The sequence below is a fragment of the Streptomyces sp. NRRL S-350 genome (genome assembly GCF_000719705.1).
Classification (GTDB): domain Bacteria; phylum Actinomycetota; class Actinomycetes; order Streptomycetales; family Streptomycetaceae; genus Kitasatospora.
In genome coordinates this window covers 309,046-323,613 of sequence record NZ_JOHO01000002.1, presented here as the reverse complement: position 1 = coordinate 323,613, position 14,568 = coordinate 309,046, and the positions used below count along the sequence as shown (strand labels likewise).

Sequence of the window (14,568 nt, the reverse complement as noted above, 5' to 3'; positions counted from 1 at the left end):
CGTTGTGCCGACCGGCACGGCCGGGTCGGCGCCGCCGACCGGCGCCGGTCAGCGCAGCGTCGCGGTGACCACCGTCGCGTCCAGGTCCTCGTGCCGGCTCTCCACCGCCGCCAGCCCGGCCGCCCGGGTCACCGCGAGGGCGGCAGGCGCCTGCCGCTCGCTGGTCTCGAACAGCAGCGACCCGCCGGGCGCGAGCCACCGCGGTGCCTCCTCGACCATCCTGCGCAGCACGTCCAGCCCGTCCGCGCCGCCGTCCAACGCCGGCCGGGCCTCGTGCAGCCGCGCCTCGGGCGGCAGCAGGGCGAGGTCGCCGGTCGGGACGTACGGGACGTTGGCGATCAGCACGTCCACCCGGCCGCGAAGCGCGTCGGGCAGGGCGGCGAACAGGTCGCCCTCGTGGACCCGCGCCCCGGTCCCGGCCAGGTTGCGACGGGCGCAGCGGACGGCGGTCGGATCGATGTCGGCCGCGTGCAGTTCGACGGGGTGCGCGACCCCGGCCGCCACGGCGGCGCCCAGCGCGCCGCTGCCGCAGCACAGGTCGAGGACGACCGAGCCCGGGCCGGCCAGCGCGGTGGCGGCGGCGGCCAGGAACTCGCTGCGCCGCCGGGGGACGAAAACGCCCGGGTCGACGGCGATCCGCAGACCGGCGAACTCGGCCCAGCCGACGACGTGTTCGAGCGGGTGCCCGTCGGCGCGGGCCCGGACCTTGGCGGCCAGGTCGGCGGGTGAGGCGGCGGCGGCGAGCAGGATGCGCGCCTCGTCCTCGGCGAACACGCAACCGGCGGCGCGCAGCCGGGAGATCACCGAGGAACGGAGGGCGGCGGAGGAGAAGACCGGCAAGAGAAACCCCTCGGGGAGACGGGAGGAAGGCGGACGAAGAAGGACGAACGACTCCGTCAGGGCTCCCGCAAGGCCGACACCGCGTCGGCGCGCCATCCGCGCTACGCGCGTGAGGCGCCCGCGCGGCCGCACTCCGGGAGCACCCGCTCGGACATTCCGGTAATGGGTCTCACCTCCCTGAATCGCGGTCATACTCGGCGTCGGCCACCCTACCGCACGGCCGGAAGGTCCCGAGGGCAGTGCTCGGGGCCGCGACGGCACCCGGGGGGAGCCCCGACCGCCGGCCGGGCCGGTCCTTGCCGGCGTGCCCGCACACCATCGGGACTCCGCGCCGCCCGCCAACCTGCCGTCGGCTCCGTCGGGTTGGCCGGCTCCGTGCCCCGCCGTGCGGGGCGAGCCGCCTGGACCGGGCCGAGGCCGGTCAGGCGGGCTGGGGCTGCGGGGCCGGCGGCCTGGTGCGGTAGGCGCCGACGGTGCCCGGCGGGACGAGGCACGGCAGCAGCCACTCCCACAGGGCGCCGACCCGGCGGGCGCGCTCCTCGACCGGGCAGCCGTCGGCGAACACCACCTCCAGGCCGCAGGCGGCGGTCACCACCAGGGTCTCGGGGCCGGGCCCACCCGAGCGGCCGCGCAGTTCACCAGCACGGCGGGCCCCGGCCAGCAGATCCCGGACGACGGCCGCCCAGACGCTGTGGAAGCCCCGCACCCCCGCGAAGGCGTACGGGGGATCCGTCTGCCAGCCGCCGTCCTCACGGCCGAGGCGGAACGCCGCCCGGACCACCGGGTCCGCCCCCAACGCGTCGACCAGCCAGTACCCGGCGTCGATCAGCCCCTGGAGCGGTGACGACGGGGCGCTCGGGCCGCCCCAGGCCGACCGCAGCGAGCACGCGGCCTGGTCGAACACGGCCCTGGCCAGCTCCTCCTTGGAGGCGAAGTGGAAGTAGAGCGCCCCCTTCGTCACCCCTGCCGCGGCGGCGATCTCCCCGAGGGTGGCACCGGCGTAACCTCGACGGTCGAACAGTGCCGCCCCCGCCTCCACCAGCCGCCCGCGCGTCCGTTCCGACCTCTCCTGGACCACTCGTCCCACAACCCCTCACGACGACAAGCACGTTACGACCGGAGCCGGCGGCCCCCGGTCGGCGCCGGTCCTCCGACCGCCCTGCCCAGCCGGCCTTCTCAGCCGACGCGGCTCAGTCCGGCCATGCCGAGCCGGGCCGCCGCGACCTCCGGCCCCGCTGTCACGCCCGCTGCCGCAGCCGCAGCCGCAGCGACCGTGGTACCGGCGGTCGCGGTCGAGGTGACGGCTGCCGGTTCGCGCTCCGCCCGCTCCGGAGCGGCGAGCAGGATGGAACGCTGCAGGCGGCGCAGTCCGACCGAGGGCTCCATGCCCAACTCCCGTACCAGGGTGTTGCGCAGCCGCTGGTAGGCCTCCAGTGCCTCGCCTCGGCGCCCGGAGCGGTGCAGGGCGACCATGTACTGGCCGTGCAGGCTTTCGTGGGTGCGGTAGCGGTCGACCAGGACGGTGAGTTCGGCCAGCAGCACCCGGTGCCGGCCCAGCCGCAGATCGACATCGATCCGCTGGTCCAGCGCGCAGAGTCTGGTCTCCTCCAACCGCTTGGCCTCGACGGCGAGTTGGCCGCCGACCGGGACGTCAGCGAAGGCCGGACCGCGCCACAACGCCAGTGCCTCGCCCAACTGCCGGGCGGCCAGCGGGTGGTCCTCGGCATCCATCGCCCGGTATCCCATGCCGGCCAACCGCTCGAACTCCCGGACGTCCGTCACCCCGCCACCGCTGTTCAGCATGTAGCCGCCAGGCGACGTCACCAGGATGTCCTTGGCGCAGGACACCCCGGCCGTCGAACCTGCTGTCGAACCGGCCGTCGCGCCGGCTGTCGAAGCGGCCCGGGTGAGCGCCCGGTCGATCAGGTCGCGCAGTTGCAGGACGTATGTCTGCACGGTGGTGCGCGCGCTGCGCGGCGGACGGCCGGACCACAGCTCGTCGGCCAGCACCCCCGCCGGCACCACCTGGTCCGCCCGGAGCGCCAACACCCCCAACACCTGGCGCGGCTTCGGCGCCGACGGCACCACCGACACCCCGCACACTCGGACGTCCAACGCCCCGAGCACCCGAATTTCCACGATGACCACCCCAATCACACGGAACGCCGCAAGCTTCTCCGCCGCGGCCGGCACCCGGGTCGACACCCCTGGGGGCAACTGTCACCAGTGAAAAACAGGACGCACGGTTTGTCAATACAAAACCGAACGTGCTGTTTGTTTTCCTCGCTGACACCTCCGACTACCGTGCGAAACCATGCCAACACGAATCGCATCCGGCCCGAGGCAAACCAAAGGCGGCGCCGGACCCCTCGGATCCCGCCGCCGCCAGGGAGCCCGCCGCCCCCGAACCCGCCTTCCCGGGGCCAGGCAGTCGACTGAGCCGTCGTCAGTCGACTCAGCCCACGCCGACCCCCGCCCGTGCCCCGACCGGTGCACCGACCTGCAGCCCGGCCGGCGCCTCGACCGATGCCTCGACCTCGACCGATGCCTCCCCGCCCTCGCTCCGCTCGCCGCCGTCCTCGCCGCCCGCTCCTGCCGCACGGGTCGCCGCAGCCTCCGCGACCACCTGGGCACCGCGCTCCGGCCCCATCTGCAGCGAAACGAGCACTCCCGGCACCGCGATGCTCGGCATCAGGTGCTGGAACAGACCCGACGCCCGCAGCTCCAAGTCCGCACGCCCGCAGAGTTTCTGAGACTGGATCTGGACTCCGGTCCACGCCGCGACGATCAGCCACGCGGTGTCCGCGGGGACGACGTGCGGCAGCAGCTCGCCACGCTCGCCGGCCGCGACGAGCAACGCCTCCATCCGACCGATCCACCCGGGGATCGCGCCGCCCCCGAGATCGTCGAACACGTCCTGGCCCAGCGACAGCCGGGCCCCGGCACTCAGCAGGGGGTCACGCGGCATCAGGTGCGCCACCACCATCCCGGTGTCGACGAACTCCTGGAGCTTGCAGCTCCGTTCGGGCACTGCGTCCTGGACGAACTGCTCCTCCACCACGCCCTGCGCGAGATCACGCTTCGACGCGAAGTGGAAATACACCGCACCCCGCGTCACACCGGCCCGCGAGACCACCTCGCCGATGGTCGCCCCCTCGTACCCGAACTCGTCGAACACCGACGCCGCCGCCTCCAGGATCAGCCGACGCGTCCGGAGCGCCCGCTCCTGCCGTACCACCGCAACCACCCCACCCTGAGCTGCCGGAAAACAAAACCAAACACCCCGTATCTTAGCTACGCCCCACCCGCAACCGACAAGACGCGGGCCGGTCAATCCCCCCGGAGCCCCTCGCCCACCCTCGAATGCGCCTGGCGCACCAGCCTCGCGCAGCCCGGCCTGCACCTACCCTCCGCCGAATCGGCCACCGTTCGCCCTGCTGACACAAAAAACCGAACGATAGGTTTCCTATCGACCTGGGGAGGAGCGGCTTACGGTGTACCGCCCTGCCCGCGACTCATCCAGTCCGCGATGGCCTGCTCGGTACTGGCGAGCTTGTCGGTCGGACTGAACTGCAGGACCTCGGTCCCGGCGTCGACGTACGGCCGATGTCCCGGCGGCTGATAGAAGGCGTCGCCGGCCTCGTACACCTCCTCCTGGTCGCCGAAGACGAAGCGCATGCGACCCGCGATGACGTAGCCCCAGTGCGGACACTGGCATGCACCGTCGGGCAGTGCCTGAAGCGGCCCGTCGAGGTCGGCATCGGCCGCGAAGGAGACGAATTCGACCGTGTAGCCGTCCATCTCCTCACGGCGGTCGGTCACCGGCCCGAACTCCTGGATCTGCGTCGCCGACTGCTTGGATACCTTCGGCATCGGTTCGGCCCTCCTCTCCGCGATGACCCCCGAGACTTCCCGTCGTTTCGAGTCCATCACCCCGTCCGGCAGGGCGCATCCGGGCCTGGACACCGCCCCACCGGGGCAGCCCGACCGCGAGGAGCAGGGCAGCGCGATCCGCCGCCGGGCTGCCCCGCGACGGCTGGTGGGTGAGCTTTCTCCGCCCCGACGGCTTCCACAACCAACCGGTTGAGTATCCCGAGCGAGGGGCGTAGCGTTGTTCACAACCAATCGGTTGAGGATGAGTGGGAGTGCGTAGTGGCTGTCGACCAGCTGTCCCGAGCGTTCGTGGCTCTCGCGGATCCGACGCGGCGCGACATCGTGGCGCGGCTGGCGGTCCGGGACGCGTCCGTGGGTGAGCTGGCGGAGTCCTACGCGATGTCCATGCAGGCCGTCTCCAAGCACCTGAAGGTGCTCGAGGAGGCCGGGCTGGTGAGTCGCAGCCGGGACGGACAGCGGCGACCGTGCCACTTGGAACCGCAGGTGTTCGACCTGATGACGAGCTGGATCGAGCGGTACCGGCTCCACGCCGAGGAGCGGTTCCGCCGCCTGGACGTCCTCCTCACCGACCTGGCCGACGACGAAGGCGACCACCGAGTCGAGCACACCGAAGGAGCCCCGTCATGACTTCCAGCACCGACCGTGAGACCCGGATCGAGGCGGACCCGCAGCTGCCCACCATTCGGATCGTCCGCGAGTTCGACGCCCCGCAGGACCGGGTGTTCCGGGCCTGGATCGAGCCCGAACTCGTCGCCCGATGGCTCGGACCGAAGGACCTCGACATGAAGATCGACACCTGGGAGGGGCGCACCGGCGGGCGCTACCGCTACTCGATGCACCGCGAGGGCCAGGAAGTCGCCGCCTTCTACGGTTCCTTCCACGAAGTCCGGCCGGCCACGCGGCTCGTCCAGACCTTCACGTTCGAGGGCGTGCCGGACGGCGTCTCGCTCGACACCGCGACCTTCGAACCGGCCGGGGAAGGCCGCACCCGCGTCACCGTGCTGTCGGTAGTCGACAGCCTCGCGGCGCGGGACGCCATCCTGGCCAGCGGCATGGAACACGGCGTGGTCGAGGGATACCGGCAGCTGGACGCCCTGCTCGCCGCCCTCTGACCCGCGACACCCGGCCTACCGCAACCCCGCACCCCCGCACCTCCACGCCACCCCCGCAGCCGGGCCGCACGCCCGGCTGCTCAGGGCAGGACGGCCACGGCCTCCACCTCCACCAGCTGGTCGGCGTAGCCCAGCACCGTGACGCCGAGCAGGGTGCTGGGCGCGTCGTGCTCGCCCATGTAGGAGCGGTACACGTTCCACGCCTTCACCAGGTCGGCCTGGTCGGCGGAGGCCACGTACACGGTGGTCCGGACGATGTCGGTGAGCCCGGCGCCCGCCTCCTCCAGCACGGTCATCAGGTTGCGCATCACCTGATGGGTCTGCCCCTCGTAGTCCCCGACGGCGACCGTCCGGCCCTGCTCGTCGAGCGGGCAGGCCCCGGCGAGCCAGAGCGAGCGGGCCGGGGCATCGACCAGCGCCCCGTAGGCGTAGTCGACGGCCGGGGTGAGCCGCGTGGCGCGGATCAGCTTGACGGCGCTGCTCATGGGGTCCTCCGACGGTTCGACCGAACGTTCGAGCCCATCGTTGGCCTCTCCTGAACGACCGTCAAACCATTTACGGGCAACGGTCGCTCCGCTTCAGGGTCCGCACGCGCACGATTCACCGTTCCGGGTGATGGCGGACGGCCCCACCGGAACGGGATCCTGGTGCGCACCCGCACCACGACCGCCCTGGGAGCCGCCTCATGGAACCCCGACCGCCCGACCTCGACCACGCCGGCGAGGCCGGATCCTCCGGCGTCGGACGGCGCCGCGTGCTCGGCCTCGCGCTCGGGGCCGGCCTGGTCCCGGCTCTCTCCCCGGAAGCCCACGCGAGTCCGTCGTCCGCCGCCGAGCTGGGTCGGCGGGTCGCCGACGTGGCCACAGCGCAGCTCGGCGTGCCGTACGCCTGGGGCGGTGGCGACCGCCTCGGTCCGGGGCTGGGCTTCTGCGACGACCAGAACGGCTACCTCGACGGCCAGTGCCTGGGCGAGAAGACGGTCGGCTTCGACTGCAGCGGCCTGTCGCTCTACTGCTGGTACCGGGCCAGCAACGGCACGGTCGAGCTGGGGCACTACACGGTCGCCCAGTTCAACCGCAGTGCCCCGGTGGGCCGCGACGCGCTCGCCCCCGGCGACCTGTTGTTCTTCTCCCGCCCCGACGCACCTCTGCACCACGTCGGAATCCACGTCGGGGACGGCGCGATGATCCACGCCGAGCGCACCGGGACGCTGGTCGCCCGGGTCGAGCACGTGCTGGACGTCCCGCGCTGGGCGGGCGAGTTCGCCGGTGCCCGCCGCCCCGGGCCGCCCACCGCCTGACGCCCCGCGCGGACGCCCCGTTCACCCCCCTCACAGCCCGCCGTTCACAGCCCGCCGCCGCGCTCCCCCAACCCGTGGTGGACCCGCAGCAGCAGCCCCTGAAGCACCTGCCGCTCCCGCGGGTCCAACGGCGCGAGCACCTCGTCCTGCACCGCCCGGGCCTGCGCGTCGAGTTCGGCGAGCAGCGCCCGCCCGGTGTCGGTGATCGAGACCGAGACCCGGCGCCGGTCGGCCCGGTCCCGGGCGCGCTCGACGTACCCGGCGGCCGCGAGCTGGTCGGCGACCTTGGCCAGATCGCTCGGGTCGATGCCCAGCCGCCGCACCAGGTCCCGCTGAGCCTGGGGGCCGAAGTCGGCGAGCGATGCCAGGACCGCCATGTCCCAGAGCCGCAGTCCGCGTGTGCCGAGCCGTTCGGCGAGTCGGCCCCGTGCGGTCTTGCCGACCCGGGAGAGCAGGTAGGTGCTCAGGTCCAGCAGCGTCGGCGGGAGGTCCGCAGGGGCTGCCTCGGTGGGGGCGGCCCCGGCAGGGGCGGCCGGGGCGGGCGGCGGAGGCTGGGAAGTCATGGCGGCATTCTAGGGTCTCTCCCTATAGTGGGTAGCGACCCACTAATTTCCCGATGATGGATTCCAGCCCACCGAGCCCAGGAGTTCGACCATGGACGCCCCGTATCCCCGCCTGCTCGTCACCCGCTTCGCCGACTGCTTCGCCTTCTACCGCGCGATACTCCCGCCCCTCACCGGCGCCACCCTGGTCAAGGGCGCACCCGAGGGCCCGTACGCCAACTGGGACGTCGCCGACCAGGCCGTCCTGGTGCTCTACGACCGCTCCGCGATGGCCGCCACCCTCGGCACCGCCGACCTGCCCGCCCGCCCCACCGCACCCGCGCAGGACACCTCGATGCTGGTGTTCCGGGTGGACGACGTGGACGCCGCCCTCGACCTCTGCCTGCGCCACGGCGGCACCCCGGCCGTCCCTGCTGCCGACCGCCCGGAGTGGGGGCCGAACCTGCGCACCGCCCACCTGCGCGACCCGGACGGCCACTTGGTCGAGCTGCAGTCCTACTGACCCGGCGCGCCCACACCCGACTCCGCCCGCCGCCCGCCCGTGGGTGGGCGGCGGGCGGGATGGCGGGCGACCCGTCAGCCGTGGTACACCTGCAGCTCGCGCACGGCGTCGTTGAACTTCGCTCCGAGGTAGCCGGCCGGCAGGCCCAGGACCTCCTCGTCACCGAGCGGCGACCAGAGGTGGACGGTGTTGCAGTTGTTGTACCCCTGCATCGAGGACACGCTCAGCGCCACGTCGATGTAGTTGACCAGGTGGTACCCCGTCGAGTCACAGCCGCCCGCGTCGCCGTAGAAGGTGTAGATGACGCCACCGCCGTAGTTGACGTCCTTGTACTCCTCCAGCAGCAGCGTGCGGTCGGCCGGTTGCGCCGCCGTGCGGGTCCGGCCGTCGGCCCGGGCGAGCGCGTCGGCCCGGGAGTCCGGCGAGCAGGCCCGGCCGAGGAGGGGCGAGGCGCCGTCCGCGCCCGGCACGTGCCCGAGCACGGCGGCGCAGTACTGGACGTCGGGTACGGGCAGCGGGCGGAGCCTTACCGATCCGACCGGGGCCGTCGGGGCGGCCGGGGCGGCCGGGGCGGCGGCGACCGCCCCGGCGAGGGCGAGACAGCCGGCGAGTGCGGGAGCGGCGAGTCTGCGCGGGATGCGCGGGATGCGCGGGATGCGCATGGGATACCTCCGGTACAGGTACGGGTGGGGACAGCAGCGGCGCCGGGGGGCGGCGGCCGCCGCGCCCATTCGACGGGCGGCCGCTGCCCCCGGCGCCGCCGACACACCGCGCACCGCACTAGTCGTACGCATGCCACCGGATTGACGGCGCGTCCGGCGCACGAGGCCGGGTCACTCCCCGGCGCTGTCCTCCCACAGCTCGGCGCTGCACGCGGCCACCAGCCCGCCGATCCGCGCCCACACCTCCTCCGCCGCCAGCGGTTCCAGCCGTCGGCCGTCCCGCAGGCGCAGCGCCACCCGGTCGTCCACGGCCTCCTTGGCGCCGATCACCGCCTGGTACGGCACCAGCCGGGCCGCCCGGATCCGGGCGCCGAGGGTGCCGTGCTCGGGCCCGGCGACCTCGGCGCGCAGGCCGAGGTCCAGGCAGCGCTGCCGGAGCCGTTCGGCCTGCGGCAGTTCGGCCTCGGAGATCGGCAGCAGGACGACCTGGACGGGCGCCAGCCAGGCCGGGAACGCGCCGCCGTACAGCTCGATCAGGTGGGCAACCACCCGCTCGACGCTTCCGATCACGCTCCGGTGGACCATCACCGGGCGGTGCTTGGCGCCGTCCGGGCCGATGTAGTGCAGGTCGAAACGCTCGGGCTGGTGGAAGTCGATCTGCACGGTCGAGAGGGTGAACTCGCGCCCGGTCCCGTCGGCGATCTGCACGTCGATCTTCGGCCCGTAGAACGCGGCCTCGCCCTCCGCTGCCTCGAACGGCACCCCGGACCGCTCCAGCACGTCGGTGAGCAGTGCGGTGGCACGCTCCCACAGCGCCGGATCCGCCACGTACTTGCCGCCCTCACCGGGCAGCGAGAGCCGGTGACGAACCGGCACGATGCCGAGCGCCCGGTGCGCCTCGCGGATCAGCTCCAGTGCGGCGACCGCTTCGTCGGCGGCCTGCTCCGGGGTGCAGAACACGTGCGCGTCGTTCAGCTGGATCGCCCGGACCCTGGTCAGCCCGCCCAGCACCCCGGACCGCTCGGAACGGTACATGCCGCCCAACTCGGCCATGCGCAGCGGAAGTTCCCGGTAGCTGTGGGAGCGGGACCGGAAGATCAGCGCATGGTGCGGACAGAGGCTGGGCCGCAGCACCATCTCCTCCGAGCCCAGTTCCATGGGCGGGAACATGTCCTCGCGGTAGTGCGCCCAGTGACCGGAGATCTCGTACAGCTCGCGTTTGCCGAGCACCGGCGAGTAGACGTGGCGGTAGCCGGCCCGGCGCTCACGGCCGCGGATGAACTCCTCCAGCGAGTGCCGGATGGCGGCGCCGTCGGGCAGCCAGTACGGCAGGCCGGAGCCCATCAGCGGGTCGGTGTCGAAGAGGTCGAGCTCGCGGCCGAGCCTGCGGTGGTCGCGCTGCGGGTGGTCGTGCTTGCGGTGGTCGTGCTTGCGGTGGTCGTGCTTGCGGTGGTCGTTCATGGCGGTGGTCTCCACTCTGGGGCCGCAGGCGAGTGGAGCCGGGAACGACGAAGCCCCGGGGCACTCGCCCCGGGGCTTCGGACTAGGTCAGCAGTCAGCGCGCCGGGACTCTCTCCGGCGTCGTGGTGACGAGTGCAGCGCGCTTCATGCGGTCAACCGTAGCAGCTCGACGGACGCGCGCAAGATCTTTTCCGGGAGCCTTCGCCCGAGGGCCTCACTCCGGGAGCCTTCGCCCGAAGGGCTTCCTCCGAAGTCCTCGACGGACGGCCTCAGTACAGGACGACGCATCCGCGCGCACCGAGCACGTCCAGCATGCGCGCGGACGGCCGCACCTCGTTCCACCGCAGGTCCAGCTTCTCCAACGCGGGAAACGCGGGATACGCGGGATACGCGGGATACGCGGGATACGCGGGCGGCCCGGGCAGCGCGGCGGGTTCGGCCAGCCAGTGCGGCAGTTCGGTGATCCGGTTGCCGCGCAGGTCGAGACGGCGCAGCCGGGGCAGGCCGGCGAGCGCGGCCGGGATCCCGGTGAGGGCGTTCTCCCTCAGCTCCAGCTCGCGAAGCTCGGTGAGCCGGGCGACGGAGTCCGGCAGGCCGGTCAACTCGTTGCCGCGAAGCCAGAGTTCTCGGAGCGAGCCGAGGTCGCCGATCGCTTCGGGCAGCGAGCCGATCCGGTTCCCCTGTGCGCGCAGTTCGACCAGGGAGGTCATGTCGCCGATGGCAGGGGGGAGTTCGGTGAGTCGGTTCTCGCCGATGTTGAGGTAGCGCAGCGCGGTGAGTCGGCCGAGTGAGTCCGGCAGCGCGGTCAGTGCGTTGTCGTGGAGGTAGAGGAAGTCGTCGAGCCCGGTGAGGTCGCCCAGCTCGGCGGGCAGCGCGGCGAGCCGGTTGTGGCCGAGGTCGAGGGTGCGCAGCGCGGTCAGGCGCCGTACGTCGGCGGAGAGTTCGGAGATGCCGGTATCGGCGAGGATGAGTACGGTCAGGTCGGTGCGGTCCCACACCTCGGCGGGCACCGCGGCGAGCGGCTGCCGCCAGAGGTTCAGCGTCACGTCCGTCACGGCTGCTCTCCTCGGGCGGTCGCGGGCTGGAACAGCCCGTCCACGACGCGGTGGAGGAGTTCCTCGGGGAACTCGGCGAGCGAGCCTCGCGCCTCCTCGGTCAGGCGCATCGCGGTGGCGCCCTCGTGCAGGATGACCAGCAGCCGGGCGAGGTCGCGCGGGCCGACTTCGGGGACGTGCCCGGCCGTCGCCGGACTGGACTCGATCAGCTCGACCAGCCCGTCGATCAGCCGCGCCTCGTGCTCGGCGAGGCTGCGGGCGACGTCGGGGTGACGGGCGGCGTGGAGCGTGAACTCCATGGAGAGCAGGAACCAGCCCTCGTCCTCCTGCCGTCGGCCGGCGAGTTCGCGCAGCAGCCGGGAGGGCAGGTCCGGGCCGGGGCCGCCGCCGAGGAGGGCGGCCCGAAGGTCGGCGAGCAGCCGGTCGATCTGCTGGTCGTAGAGGGCGAGGAACAGCTCTTCCTTGTCCTGGTAGTTGGAGTAGAAGGCGCCCCTGGTGAGTCCGGCGCGGGCGACGATGTCACGGATCGAGGTGGCGTGGAAGCCGTGCTCGGTGAACAGGGCCAGGGCACTGTCGTTCAGTGCGGCGACGGTCAACGGGCGGCGCTTCGTGGGTGACTTGGGCACGGCCTGCGGTCCTCGGCTCTCGTTCTTCGCTCGGCGGTGCCGCCCGGCGGCCCCGGGCCAGTCTACGGGCGGGCCGGGGCCGCGGAACCGCCGTCAGGCTGCGGCGCCGCCGCATGCGGTCGGCGGCTCCCGAGGCCGCTCCGGCCCCGGGGCGGTAGTCGTAGAAGCCGCGCCCGGCCTTGACCCCGAGCCGCCCCTCCCCCACGTACTGCTCCAGCAGGGCCCGTGGCCCGGTGGGCAGGCCGGGGCGCTCGGCGGCATAGTGCTCCTCGATGTCGAGCACGACGTCCAGGCCGACCTGGTCCATCGCCCGGAACGGCCCGCCGCGCAGGCCGGTGTTGACGGCCCACATGGCGTCCACCTCCTCGGCGGTGGCGACGCCCTCGGCGACCACGGCGAGCGATTCGCGCTTGATGGCCGCCCAGATGCGGTTGAAGATGAAGCCGGTGCTCTCCTTGCGCGCCTCGAACGGGAAGACGCCGTGGCGCGGCAGTTCGGCCAGCAGCAGGTCGATGACGCCCCGGTCGGTGAGGCCGCAGGACATCACGTCCACCGCGTTCTGGGTCGGCGGCATGTAGAAGTGGATGTTGACCAGCCGCTGGGGCTCCCGAACGGAGTCGACGAAGCGACTGGTCGGGTAGGACGAGGAGTTGCTGCCCAGGATCGCGTCCTCGTCGGCGATCCGGTCGAGGTCGGCGAACACGCGCTGCTTGAGTTCGGGGCGTTCGGGCACCGCCTCGATCACCAGCCAGGCGCCGGGCAGCACCTCTGCGAGGTCCCCGCCGGTGGTGACGGTGCCCGGCCGGCCCGCGTCGATCCCGGCGGCGACGGCGGGCAGCTGCTCCTCGACGTAGGCGCGGGCGGCCGCGCGCTGTTCGGCCGAGGGGTCGTAGATCCGCACCTCCCCGCCGCCGGTGGCGAACATCAGGGCGATGCGGCGCCCGAGGGTGCCGGCTCCGACGACGGCGACGGGGCGACCGGTGGGGTCGGGAACGGTGAACGGCATCGAGATCACTTCCTTGGCTGTGCGGCGGTCCGACGGGCCTGCGGGGCCGCGCGGGCGACGCGGGTTGCGCCGCGGGCGACGCGGTTGCGTCACGGTTCCTATCGGATGCATGGTGTATCCGATACACATCGTATCCGTTTCAGGAGACCAAGCAACCGGCACCCCCGAGGAGGCCCCCGATGCGCCCCGACTAGGTCGTCCGCCACGCCACCACCCCGCTGACCGCCCCCGTCTACCCGCCCCGCGCCACCCGCTTCACCGATCGGGAGTACCTGAACGTCGTCTACCGCACCGACCCCGTGGCCCTGCGCGCCGTCGTCCCCGAGCCGCTGCGGATCGAGGAACCACTGGTCCGCTTCGAGGTCATGAAGATGGGCGACGTCGACGGCTTCGGCCCCTACGTCGAGGCCGGGCAGGTCATCCCCGTCCGGTACGGCGACGAGGAGGGCGAGTACCTGCACGCCATGTACCTCGACAACTTCGCCGCCACCGCCGCCGGCCGGGAACTCAGCGCCTACCCCAAGGTGATGGGCAGCCCGAGGCTCTTCACCGAGGCCGGCGCCCTCGTCGGCACGCTGGACCACGGCAGCCAGCGCGTCGCAACCGCGACGATGGCCTACAAGTGGCAGCCCCTGGACCCGGCCGAGGCCCGCGACCAGATCACCGTGCCGACGTACGGGGTCAAGATCGTCCGCGACCACACCGGCGGCCTGCGGGTCTGCGACCTGGTCCGCACCCGGATCACCGACCTCACGGTGAAGGAGGCCTGGACCGGCCCCGCCCGCCTCCAACTCTCCGCGCACGTCATGGCGCCGCTCGCGGACCTGCCGGTGCTGGAGGTCGTCTCGGCCAGCCACATCGTCACCGACCTCACCCTCGCACCCGCCGCGCCGGTCCACGACTACCTCGCCGAGCGGCGACGGCCGGCGTGACGGCTCGCGCCCGGAACCGGCCGCCCCGGCACCGGAAGAGGGCCTCCGCTCGAAAGGCGGAGACCCTCATCCCACCGACTGCCGACCCGAGGCCGGCCCCGTCACCGGCCAGAGGCCGGCCGGACCGGGTGCTTGCTCATGATGGAGACCCGGTTGAAGGAGTTGATGGTGATCGCCACCCACACCGAGGCGGAGATCTCCGCGTCGGTCAGCACCTCGCGCGCGGCGCCGTACGCGGCCGCCTGCACGGCCGCGTCCGCCGGGTGGGTCGTCGCCTCGGCCAGCGCCAGGACGGCGCGCTCCCGCGCGGTGAACACCTCGGTGTCGCGCCAGGCCGGGAGCACGCCCAGCCGCTGGGTGGTCTCGCCCTCGCGGAGGGCGGCCCTGGTGTGCACGTTCAGGCAGAAGGCGCAGCCGTTGATCTGCGACACCCGGAGGTTCACGAGTTCCACCAGTCGACGGTCCAGCCCGGCGTCGGCCGCCGCTTCCCGCGCGGCCTCGGCGGCCGCGACCAGCGCCTTGTACGCCTGGGGGCTCTGCTTGTCGATGAACACCCGCCGGTCCGCCGGGACCACCGTCACGTCACTCACCTGAACTCCTTAGGCTGATCACTGT

The 14,568-nt window shown here is 72.8% G+C and carries 17 protein-coding genes and 1 pseudogene; 5 read left to right on the top strand and 13 right to left on the bottom strand.

What is annotated here, in order from left to right:
* Positions 1-48 precede the first annotated feature (48 nt).
* The 5 genes from IF30_RS0102895 to IF30_RS0102875 all read right to left on the bottom strand — a co-directional run bounded on the left by IF30_RS0102895 (position 49) and on the right by IF30_RS0102875 (position 4,713).
* Entirely contained in the window at positions 49-840 is a 792-nt protein-coding gene (locus IF30_RS0102895; protein WP_030231413.1) for a putative protein N(5)-glutamine methyltransferase, read from the bottom strand.
* Positions 841-1,261: 421 nt separating this feature from the next.
* Positions 1,262-1,918 carry a ScbR family autoregulator-binding transcription factor gene (locus tag IF30_RS0102890; RefSeq protein WP_030231409.1) on the bottom strand — a complete coding sequence of 219 codons (657 nt, stop codon included), beginning with the start codon at positions 1,916-1,918 and terminating at the stop codon, positions 1,262-1,264.
* Positions 1,919-2,016: 98 nt separating this feature from the next.
* Positions 2,017-2,979 carry an AfsR/SARP family transcriptional regulator gene (locus IF30_RS0102885; RefSeq protein ID WP_078891105.1) on the bottom strand — a complete coding sequence of 321 codons (963 nt, stop codon included), beginning with the start codon at positions 2,977-2,979 and terminating at the stop codon, positions 2,017-2,019.
* Positions 2,980-3,295: 316 nt separating this feature from the next.
* Positions 3,296-4,078: a ScbR family autoregulator-binding transcription factor gene (locus tag IF30_RS0102880; RefSeq protein ID WP_063752463.1), complete on the bottom strand. Its 783-nt coding sequence runs from the start codon at positions 4,076-4,078 to the stop codon at positions 3,296-3,298.
* A gap of 251 nt (positions 4,079-4,329) precedes the next feature.
* The gene (locus tag IF30_RS0102875; protein ID WP_037898714.1) at positions 4,330-4,713 is read right to left on the bottom strand and encodes a cupin domain-containing protein; all 384 of its coding nucleotides are present in this window, start codon (positions 4,711-4,713) and stop codon (positions 4,330-4,332) included.
* A 279-nt stretch (positions 4,714-4,992) separates the two neighbouring features.
* On the opposite strand from IF30_RS0102875, the gene IF30_RS0102870 reads away from it, so the two are divergent.
* Positions 4,993-5,361 (top strand): ArsR/SmtB family transcription factor, encoded by a 369-nt coding sequence (locus IF30_RS0102870; RefSeq protein WP_030231399.1) that lies wholly within the window; start codon positions 4,993-4,995, stop codon positions 5,359-5,361.
* Positions 5,358-5,846, top strand: a complete 489-nt coding sequence (locus tag IF30_RS0102865) for an SRPBCC family protein (RefSeq protein ID WP_030231396.1) — start codon at positions 5,358-5,360, stop codon at positions 5,844-5,846. Before IF30_RS0102870 ends, IF30_RS0102865 begins: the two co-directional genes overlap by 4 nt.
* Positions 5,847-5,926: 80 nt before the next feature.
* Here the strand turns inward: IF30_RS0102865 and IF30_RS0102860 are convergent, their stop codons facing one another.
* On the bottom strand, positions 5,927-6,331 hold the full coding sequence (locus tag IF30_RS0102860; RefSeq protein ID WP_030231392.1) for a RidA family protein: 405 nt from the start codon (positions 6,329-6,331) through the stop codon (positions 5,927-5,929).
* A gap of 200 nt (positions 6,332-6,531) precedes the next feature.
* On the opposite strand from IF30_RS0102860, the gene IF30_RS43175 reads away from it, so the two are divergent.
* Complete coding sequence (locus tag IF30_RS43175) at positions 6,532-7,146, top strand: C40 family peptidase (protein ID WP_030231389.1); 615 nt, start codon at positions 6,532-6,534, stop codon at positions 7,144-7,146.
* Between the two features lie 44 nt (positions 7,147-7,190).
* On the opposite strand, the gene IF30_RS0102850 is transcribed toward IF30_RS43175, so the two are convergent.
* Complete coding sequence (locus tag IF30_RS0102850; protein ID WP_107054299.1) at positions 7,191-7,709, bottom strand: MarR family winged helix-turn-helix transcriptional regulator; 519 nt, start codon at positions 7,707-7,709, stop codon at positions 7,191-7,193.
* 91 nt (positions 7,710-7,800) lie between these two features.
* Between IF30_RS0102850 and IF30_RS0102845 the strand changes: the two genes are divergently transcribed.
* Entirely contained in the window at positions 7,801-8,211 is a 411-nt protein-coding gene (locus IF30_RS0102845; RefSeq protein ID WP_030231385.1) for a VOC family protein, read from the top strand.
* Positions 8,212-8,285: 74 nt separating this feature from the next.
* Here IF30_RS0102845 and IF30_RS0102840 read toward each other — a convergent pair whose 3' ends face one another.
* The 5 genes from IF30_RS0102840 to IF30_RS0102820 form a co-directional block, all read right to left on the bottom strand.
* Complete coding sequence (locus IF30_RS0102840; protein ID WP_030231383.1) at positions 8,286-8,873, bottom strand: hypothetical protein; 588 nt, start codon at positions 8,871-8,873, stop codon at positions 8,286-8,288.
* Between the two features lie 171 nt (positions 8,874-9,044).
* The gene (gene thrS, locus IF30_RS0102835; protein ID WP_078891080.1) at positions 9,045-10,334 is read right to left on the bottom strand and encodes a threonine--tRNA ligase; all 1,290 of its coding nucleotides are present in this window, start codon (positions 10,332-10,334) and stop codon (positions 9,045-9,047) included.
* 269 nt (positions 10,335-10,603) lie between these two features.
* Positions 10,604-11,389, bottom strand: a complete 786-nt coding sequence (locus IF30_RS0102830) for a leucine-rich repeat domain-containing protein (protein ID WP_234322556.1) — start codon at positions 11,387-11,389, stop codon at positions 10,604-10,606.
* Positions 11,386-11,985, bottom strand: coding sequence for a TetR/AcrR family transcriptional regulator (locus tag IF30_RS0102825; RefSeq protein WP_234322555.1), 600 nt, complete (start codon positions 11,983-11,985; stop codon positions 11,386-11,388). Before IF30_RS0102825 ends, IF30_RS0102830 begins: the two co-directional genes overlap by 4 nt.
* Entirely contained in the window at positions 11,909-13,021 is a 1,113-nt protein-coding gene (locus IF30_RS0102820; protein ID WP_078891079.1) for a 3-hydroxyacyl-CoA dehydrogenase family protein, read from the bottom strand. Before IF30_RS0102820 ends, IF30_RS0102825 begins: the two co-directional genes overlap by 77 nt.
* Before the next feature lie 194 nt (positions 13,022-13,215).
* Here IF30_RS0102820 and IF30_RS40885 point away from each other — a divergent pair.
* A pseudogene (locus IF30_RS40885) lies at positions 13,216-13,953 on the top strand (acetoacetate decarboxylase); the annotation flags it as partial.
* Positions 13,954-14,054: 101 nt separating this feature from the next.
* Here the strand turns inward: IF30_RS40885 and IF30_RS0102810 are convergent.
* Positions 14,055-14,543, bottom strand: a complete 489-nt coding sequence (locus IF30_RS0102810) for a carboxymuconolactone decarboxylase family protein (RefSeq protein WP_030231374.1) — start codon at positions 14,541-14,543, stop codon at positions 14,055-14,057.
* Between the last annotated feature and the right edge of the window lie 25 nt (positions 14,544-14,568).

Coding starts and splice junctions, on each gene's coding strand:
- IF30_RS0102840 (WP_030231383.1), bottom strand. CDS start 8,873: ATGCGCATCCCGCGCATCCCGCGCATCCCGCGCAGACTCGCCGCTCCC.
- thrS (WP_078891080.1), bottom strand. CDS start 10,334: ATGAACGACCACCGCAAGCACGACCACCGCAAGCACGACCACCGCAAG.
- IF30_RS0102850 (WP_107054299.1), bottom strand. CDS start 7,709: ATGACTTCCCAGCCTCCGCCGCCCGCCCCGGCCGCCCCTGCCGGGGCC.
- IF30_RS0102860 (WP_030231392.1), bottom strand. CDS start 6,331: ATGAGCAGCGCCGTCAAGCTGATCCGCGCCACGCGGCTCACCCCGGCC.
- IF30_RS0102865 (WP_030231396.1), top strand. CDS start 5,358: ATGACTTCCAGCACCGACCGTGAGACCCGGATCGAGGCGGACCCGCAG.
- IF30_RS0102845 (WP_030231385.1), top strand. CDS start 7,801: ATGGACGCCCCGTATCCCCGCCTGCTCGTCACCCGCTTCGCCGACTGC.
- IF30_RS0102875 (WP_037898714.1), bottom strand. CDS start 4,713: ATGCCGAAGGTATCCAAGCAGTCGGCGACGCAGATCCAGGAGTTCGGG.
- IF30_RS43175 (WP_030231389.1), top strand. CDS start 6,532: ATGGAACCCCGACCGCCCGACCTCGACCACGCCGGCGAGGCCGGATCC.
- IF30_RS0102820 (WP_078891079.1), bottom strand. CDS start 13,021: ATGCCGTTCACCGTTCCCGACCCCACCGGTCGCCCCGTCGCCGTCGTC.